The sequence below is a fragment of the Cellulomonas sp. NPDC057328 genome (genome assembly GCF_042667215.1).
Lineage (GTDB): Bacteria > Actinomycetota > Actinomycetes > Actinomycetales > Cellulomonadaceae > Cellulomonas.
In genome coordinates this window covers 1-7,072 of the sequence record NZ_JBHUZW010000158.1, presented here as the reverse complement: position 1 = coordinate 7,072, position 7,072 = coordinate 1, and the positions used below count along the sequence as shown (strand labels likewise).

The 7,072-nt window shown below is 75.9% G+C and carries 8 protein-coding genes; 3 read left to right on the top strand and 5 right to left on the bottom strand.

The genetic code is table 11. The features are described from left to right. Positions 1 to 46 precede the first annotated feature (46 nt). Both ACFUMH_RS17945 and ACFUMH_RS17940 read right to left on the bottom strand, forming a co-directional pair. Entirely contained in the window at positions 47 to 1,411 is a 1,365-nt protein-coding gene (locus tag ACFUMH_RS17945; RefSeq protein ID WP_378208750.1) for a PhoH family protein, read from the bottom strand. 337 nt (positions 1,412 to 1,748) lie between these two features. After that, on the bottom strand, positions 1,749 to 2,510 hold the full coding sequence (locus ACFUMH_RS17940; RefSeq protein WP_378208748.1) for an isoprenyl transferase: 762 nt from the start codon (positions 2,508 to 2,510) through the stop codon (positions 1,749 to 1,751). A 157-nt stretch (positions 2,511 to 2,667) separates the two neighbouring features. Between ACFUMH_RS17940 and ACFUMH_RS17935 the strand changes: the two genes are divergently transcribed. After that, positions 2,668 to 3,423 (top strand): hemolysin III family protein, encoded by a 756-nt coding sequence (locus ACFUMH_RS17935; protein ID WP_378208746.1) that lies wholly within the window; start codon positions 2,668 to 2,670, stop codon positions 3,421 to 3,423. A gap of 174 nt (positions 3,424 to 3,597) precedes the next feature. Here ACFUMH_RS17935 and ACFUMH_RS17930 read toward each other — a convergent pair whose 3' ends face one another. The 3 genes from ACFUMH_RS17930 to mca are packed head-to-tail and all read right to left on the bottom strand — an operon-like array spanning position 3,598 to position 5,785. Beyond that, a complete protein-coding gene (locus ACFUMH_RS17930; protein WP_378208744.1) occupies positions 3,598 to 4,467 on the bottom strand; it encodes a carbon-nitrogen hydrolase family protein in 870 nt (289 codons plus the stop codon). Further along, entirely contained in the window at positions 4,464 to 4,901 is a 438-nt protein-coding gene (locus tag ACFUMH_RS17925; protein ID WP_378208742.1) for a hypothetical protein, read from the bottom strand. The genes ACFUMH_RS17930 and ACFUMH_RS17925 overlap by 4 nt, the downstream gene beginning before the upstream one ends. Then, entirely contained in the window at positions 4,898 to 5,785 is an 888-nt protein-coding gene (mca, locus tag ACFUMH_RS17920; protein ID WP_378208740.1) for a mycothiol conjugate amidase Mca, read from the bottom strand. The genes ACFUMH_RS17925 and mca overlap by 4 nt, the downstream gene beginning before the upstream one ends. A gap of 101 nt (positions 5,786 to 5,886) precedes the next feature. Here mca and ACFUMH_RS17915 point away from each other — a divergent pair, with 101 nt between their 5' ends. Further along, entirely contained in the window at positions 5,887 to 6,291 is a 405-nt protein-coding gene (locus tag ACFUMH_RS17915) for a DUF4307 domain-containing protein (protein WP_378208738.1), read from the top strand. A gap of 234 nt (positions 6,292 to 6,525) precedes the next feature. After that, positions 6,526 to 7,011 (top strand): transcription elongation factor GreA, encoded by a 486-nt coding sequence (gene greA, locus ACFUMH_RS17910; protein WP_378208736.1) that lies wholly within the window; start codon positions 6,526 to 6,528, stop codon positions 7,009 to 7,011. The last annotated feature ends 61 nt before the right edge of the window (positions 7,012 to 7,072 follow it).

The following is a 7,072-nucleotide window of genomic DNA, read 5'->3' as shown; positions in this document are numbered from 1 at the left end:
CACCCGTGGCGCACGGATCGCGCCACGGGTCGCGGGCGCCGTGGCGTCAGGCCTCGATGCCCTCGAACAGCTCGGTGACCAGCGCGGCGACGGGCGAGCGCTCGGACCGCGTCAGCGTCACGTGCGCGAACAGCGGGTGCCCCTTGAGCGCCTCGATGACCGCCGCGACCCCGTCGTGCCGGCCCACCCGGAGGTTGTCCCGCTGCGCGACGTCGTGCGTGAGCACCACGCGCGACGACTGCCCGATCCGCGACAGCACGGTCAGCAGCACGTTGCGCTCGAGCGACTGCGCCTCGTCGACGATCACGAACGCGTCGTGCAGCGAGCGGCCGCGGATGTGCGTGAGCGGTAGGACCTCGAGGATGTCCCGGTCGAGCACCTCCTCGACGACCTCCTTGCCGACCAGCGCGCCGAGCGTGTCGAAGACGGCCTGCGCCCACGGGTTCATCTTCTCGGCCTCGCTGCCCGGCAGGTACCCGAGGTCCTGGCCGCCGACCGCGTACAGCGGGCGGAACACCATGACCTTGCGGTGCTGCCGGCGCTCGAGCACCGCCTCGAGGCCGGCGCACAGCGCCAGCGCCGACTTGCCGGTGCCCGCGCGCCCGCCGAGCGACACGATGCCGACGGACTCGTCGAGCAGCAGGTCGATCGCGACCCGCTGCTCGGCCGAGCGGCCGTGCACGCCGAAGACGTCCTGGTCGCCGCGGACGAGCTGCACGTGCTTGTCCGCCGTGACCCGCCCGAGCGCCGACCCGCGCGGGCTGTGCAGCACGAGCCCGGTGTGGCACGGCAGGTCCTGCGGTGCGCCCGCGAGCGCGGACGCGGGCGGCGGGACCTCCGCGAGGGGCAGCGACTCGTGCTCCCACAGCTGCGCCATCTGCTGCTCGCCCAGGTCGAGCGCGTCCATGCCGGTCCACCCGGAGTCGACCGCGAGCTCCGCGCGGTACTCCTCGGCGCGCAGGCCCACGGCCGCCGCCTTGATGCGCATCGGCAGGTCCTTGGAGACCACCGTGACGTCGCGGCCCTCCTTCGCGAGGTTCGCCGCGACGGAGAGGATCCGCGTGTCGTTGTCGCCGAGCCGGAACCCCGCGGGCAGGACGCGGTCGTCCACGTGGTTGAGCTCGACGCGGAGCGTGCCGCCCTCGTCGCTGATCGGGACGGGCGCGTCGAGCCGGCCGTGCCGGACCCGCAGGTCGTCGAGGAGCCGCAGGGCCGCGCGGGCGAAGTAGCCGAGCTCGGCGTGGTGCCGCTTGGCCTCGAGCTCCGTGACGACGACGACGGGCAGCACCACGTCGTGCTCGGCGAAGCGGCGGACGGCGTGCGGGTCGGAGAGGAGCACGGACGTGTCCACCACGTAGGTGAGCCGGCCGTCGGCCGGGGCCGGCTCGCTCGGCGGCGTGCGGTCCCCCAGGTCGTGCTGCGAGGTGCGGTCCACGGCAGGCTCCCTCCGGCGCGTCAGCGCCTGGTCGGGCGCCTCCTGCGCGTGCGCGGCACGTGCCGCGTCCGGCAGTCGGCGACGGGACGGGGTCGGCCGGCCGAGGGCCGGGTCCGGCCCTCCTCCCGGAGCACTCGCTCCATGGGCTGGCCTCCCGGGACGACGGGCGTCGTCCTCTTGGCCCCGAACGTAACGCCGCCCACCGACGGCCCCGGGCACGTGACGCGCGACACGCGAACGCGTCACAGGACGTTCATCCGGCGGACGCCGGCCCGACGCGCGGGCGGGCCCGGCCGCGCCGTCGGCGAGGCCGTCAGCGCCCGAGCCGGCGCTCGCGCTGCGCGTACGCGCGCAGCGCGCGCAGGAAGTCGACGCGCCGGAAGTCCGGCCAGTACGCCTCGCAGAAGTAGAACTCCGAGTGCGCGCTCTGCCACAGCAGGAACCCGCCGAGCCGCTGCTCGCCGGACGTGCGGATGACGAGGTCCGGGTCCGGCTGCCCCTTCGTGTACAGGTGCTCCGCGATGTGGTCGACGTCGAACGCCTCGGCGAGCTCCTCGAGGTCCGTGCCGGCGGCGGCGTGGTGGCGTAGGAACGACCGGACCGCGTCCGCGATCTCACGCCGCCCGCCGTACCCGACCGCCGCGTTGACGTGCAGGCCCTCGACGTCGGCCGTGGCCTCCTGCGCGCACCGCAGCGCCTCGGCGGTGCGCTCGGGCAGCATGTCGAGCGCGCCGACCGCCTGGATGCGCCAGCGCCGCTCGGCCGCGAGCTCGCCGACGACGTCCTCGATGACGGTGAGCAGCGGCTCGAGCTCCTCGGGGTCGCGCGCGAGGTTGTCGGTCGAGAGGAGCCACAGCGTCACGACCTCGACGCCCACGTCCTCGCTCCACGCCAGCAGGTCGCCGATCTTGTCGGCGCCGCGGCGGTGGCCGTGCGCGGACGAGACGCCGCTGCTGCGCGCCCACCGGCGGTTGCCGTCGAGGATGACCCCGATGTGCCGGGGCATCTGCGCCGACGGCAGCGAGGCCGCGAGGCGACGCTCGTACAGGCCGTACAGCGGGTGCGGCAGGCGCACGCGGACCCTCCCCGGGGGACGTCGGTGGACGCGCTCACGCTACTCGCCGCACGCGTGCGCCGGTGGCCGTCCGGGACCTCCGTCACGTCGACACGGCACCTACGAGTGCGTAACCTACGGTGACGTAGGTTGTTTCGGACGAAGGCGGACCAGACGCATGAGCTCCACCCCGGCACGCCCCGACGACGCGGCCCGGCGCGGCCCCGAGCCCGGCGCGCGGCAGGCGGGCGGGTCCGTCGGCGAGGCGGTCGGCGACGCCGTGGACGCCGTCGTCGCGGAGGTCAAGCCGCGCCTGCGCGGCTGGGTGCACGCCGGCGTGGCCCCGTTCGTGCTCGTCGCGTCGGTGCTGCTGGTGGCGTTCTCCCCCACGCCCGCGGCCCGCTGGTCGACGGCCGTCTTCGGCGCCTCCGCGGTGCTGCTGTTCGGCACCAGCGCCGTCTACCACCGGGGTCGCTGGTCGCCGCGCGTCGCGGCGGTCCTGCGCCGGCTCGACCACACCAACATCTTCCTCATCATCGCCGGCACGTACACGCCGCTCGCGGTGCTGCTGCTGCCCGCGCCCACGGCCCGGACGCTGCTCGTCGTGGTGTGGACCGGCGCGATCGTGGGCGTCCTCGCGCGCGTGTTCTGGCTGAACGCGCCGCGGTGGGTCTACGTGCCGATCTACCTGGCGCTCGGCTGGGTGGCCGTCGGATTCATGCCGCAGTTCTGGCGCACCGGTGGGGCGGAGATCGTCTGGCTGATCGCCGGCGGCGGGCTCGCGTACACCGTGGGTGCGGTCGTCTACGGCCTCAAGCGCCCGAACCCGAGCCCCCGCTGGTTCGGCTTCCACGAGGTGTTCCACGTGCTCACCGTCGTCGGCTACACGTGCCACTTCGTGGCGGTCGCGATCGCGGCCTCCCGCGCCGCCTGACCGCCCCGACCTCCTCCCCGCCCCCTCGGCCGCCGAGTGCGGCACATCGCGCCGAGTGCACCTGTTGCAGCTACCGCGCTCGGCGGCACGTACAGCACTCGGCGGAGGAGCGCGTGGGTGCGCCGGCGGGCCGGTGCCGGCGGTGGTGGGTGGAGAGCGGCGGGCCGGCGGGGGTCAGGCGCGCGGGACGACCGCGTACCGGCGGTTGACCAGCGACGGGTTGCGCTCGCGCACACCGGCCAGCGCGTCGGCGTCCAGGTCGACCGTGCGCACCTGCGGCGTCTCGTCGAGCTCGAGGCCGACGACCCCGTCGGGCCCGACCACCAGCGACCGACCGACCACGCCGCGCCCGGCCTGGCCCACGGCCACGACCGCCGAGGTGTTCTCGACGGCTCGCGCCGTGGCGAGGACGCGCCAGTGCGTCGCCTTGAGCGGCCCCGCCGCCCACGCCGCGGGCACGACGAGCACGTGCGCGCCCGCGTCCACGAGCCTGCGCGCCGACTCCGGGAACCGCAGGTCGTAGCACGTCATCACACCGAGCCGCAGGCCCGCGACGTCGAGCACGAGCGGCGGCGCGTCGACCGGCCCCGGCACGAACCGGTCGGACTCCCGCTGCCCGAACGCGTCGTACAGGTGCACCTTGCGGTAGACGCCGGCGAGGCCGCCGTCGGCCGTCACCGCGACGACGGCGTTGACGGCCCGCCGCGGCCGCCCGGCGCGGTCACCGTCCTCGTCGTCCCCCTCGTCCTCGTCCGCCGGCAGCGTCGTGCCCGCGAGCACGGCCACGCCGCTGCGGGCCGCCTCCTCGCGCAGCGCCGTGACGAACGGCCCGTCGAGCGGCTCGGCCAGCTCCGGGCCGACGCCGCGCGGGTCGAACGCGGACGCGTACTCCGGCAGCACCACGACGTCGGCGCGGACCCGGGCGGCCTCACGGACGGCGTCCCGCGCGACCTCGAGGTTCGCGCCGCGGTCGGTGCCGACCTGCAGCTGGGCGACCGTCACGCGGACCGCCGGGCGCACCGGCGGCTCGGGGCGCCGGCTCACGGCGTGCGGCCGGTGCCCGCGCCGTCGGGGCCCGCGCCGTCGTCCCCCGCGCCGTCGTCCCCCGCGCCGTCGGCGCGGCCGGGCGCGTCCCCGGGGCCGTCGACCGGCGGCGCGGACGGGCGTCCGCCCTCCGTGCGCGCGTCGAGCTCCGCCTGGGCGACGCCCTCCTCGGCCGTCACGGGCGCCGGCCCGTCGCCGCGCGCCGCCTCCTCCTGCGCGCGCAGGCGCGCCCGGTGGTCGGCCCGCCGCATCCGCCGGCTGAACGAGACCGCGAGCGCGATCACGGCCGCCGCGAGCAGGAACGTCGCGAGGAACCCGTAGAAGCCGGGCGAGCCCTCCTCGGGGCTCTCGATGGTCGGGCCGGGCAGCCGCTCGGCGTGCACGACCGCGGCGAGCACCGCGCCGCCGACGGCCCCGCCCAGCAGCCCGGTCACCGTGCCGCCCCCGTCCCGCGGATCCCGGCGAACAGGTCGTCCTCGGGCGTCGTCGTCGGCACGCGCGACTCCGCGAGCTCGAACTCCTCGGTGCGCCACTGCGCCAGCTCGACCTCGCGCGGGACGGCGAAGAACCACCCCTCGGGGTCGATCTGCGTCGCGTGCGCGCGCAGGGCCGCGTCGCGCTGCGGGAAGAAGTCGGCGCACTCGATGCGCGTGGTCACGGGGCGCTCGGGCACCTCGCGGGCCTGGCGCGAGTCGATCCAGTCGCTGAACGGCGACTCGCCGCCGGCCGCGACGATCGCGTCGTGCACGGTCCGCATGCGGGCGAGCGAGAACCCGTGGTTGTAGTACAGCTTCAGCGGCGTCCACGGCTCGCCGTGGCCGCGGTAGCGCTCCGGGTCGCCCGCGGCGGCGAACGCCTCGGCCGCGACGCGGTGGCACATGATGTGGTCCGGGTGCGGGTAGCCGCCCGTGGGGTCGTACGTCGTGATGACGTGCGGGCGGAACTCGCGCACCAGCTCGACGAGCGGCGCGGACGCCTCCTCGAGCGGGGTCAGCGCGAAGCACCCCTCGGGCAGGGGCGGCAGCGGGTCGCCCTCGGGCAGGCCGGAGTCGACGAACCCGAGCCAGTGCTGGCGCACGCCGAGCGCCGCGGCGGCCGTCGCCATCTCCTCACGGCGGACCGCGCGCATGGCCTCGAGCCCCTCGGGCGCCGGCCCGTAGTGCGGGTTCAGGACGTCGCCGCGCTCACCGCCCGTGCAGGTCACGACGAGGACGTCGACGCCCTCGGCGGCGTACCGCGCGGTCGTCGCGGCTCCCTTGCTGGACTCGTCGTCGGGGTGCGCGTGCACCGCCATGAGCCGTAGCCGCTCCGTGCTCACCCAGGGGCCTCCCGTCACAGGTCGTCGGACGAGAGACAATGATCCCCCACGCACGCGCACGACCCGCACGACGAGCCCCTCGTCCCGACCCAGGAGGACCCGTGGTCGCACCGGCACCCCGCACGCCCGTCGGGCGCTACGGGCCGGAGCCGACCGCTGCCACGCGCCGGTTGCAGCGGTGGGGCCTGGCCGCGGCGGTCGTCGTCGCGATGCTGGTGCTCGGCTGGATCGGGGCGGGCGTGCTGCGCGACCCGGTGCAGTGGAAGACGATCGGCTTCCGCGTCGACGGCGCGGGGTCGACGCAGGTGACGTTCGACGTCACGACGGACCCGGGCGTCGGCGCGACCTGCCGGGTCCAGGCGCTGTCGGAGTCGTACGCGCAGGTCGGCGTCCGCGACGTCGAGGTGCCGCCCGCCGACGAGCGCACACGGCGCGTCACCGTGACCGTCTCGACCGTGCAGGAGGCCGTGTCCGCGACCGTGGACGCGTGCACGCCGCTGCCCTGACGGCCCCGCGTCGTCCCGGCCGACCGGGCGAACCCGGACGCCCGTCCGCACGCCGGCGGGCGTCCCGGCTACCATGGACGTTTACGCCGCCCCGGTCCGGCGTCGTACGAGCAGGTCGACGCGACCGCGGACAGACGGCGACACCCGTCCCGCACCGCCGCGCCGCACCCGTGCGCGTCGACGGGGCAGCACCACCGCCGCAGGCGGTGGCCCCGAGGCAGGAAAGGAGCGATCGTGACCGACACGACTGCGGCCACGTGGCTGACGCAGGAGGCCTACGACCGCCTCAAGGAGGAGCTCACGCACCTCGAGACGGTGGGCCGCAAGGAGATCGCGGACCGCATCGCCGCGGCCCGTGACGAGGGCGACCTCAAGGAGAACGGCGGCTACCACGCCGCCCGCGAGGAGCAGGCCAAGCAGGAGGCGCGCATCCGCGAGCTGCAGGCCAAGCTGCGCAACGTGCAGATCGGCACGCCGCCGGACGACGGCGTCGTCGAGGCCGGCATGGTCGTCACGGCGCTCGTGGCCGGGGACGAGATGACGTTCCTGCTCGGCTCGCGCGAGATCGCCGGCACGGCGGACATCGACGTCTTCTCCCCCACGTCGCCGCTCGGCGCCGCGATCTACGGCCGCAAGGTCGGCGACGCGACGTCCTACGAGGCGCCGAACGGCCGCGAGATCCCGGTGGAGATCACGGCCGCGAGCCCCTTCACCGGCTGATGCGGGCCGCCGGCGGCTGACGCCGGGCCCCAGCACGCGCGACGGCGCCGCCCCCTCGGGG

What these genes read in the sequence shown, in the direction of transcription:
- ACFUMH_RS17935 (WP_378208746.1), top strand. Translation starts at nt 2,668, where the DNA reads ATGAGCTCCACCCCGGCACGCCCCGACGACGCGGCCCGGCGCGGCCCC.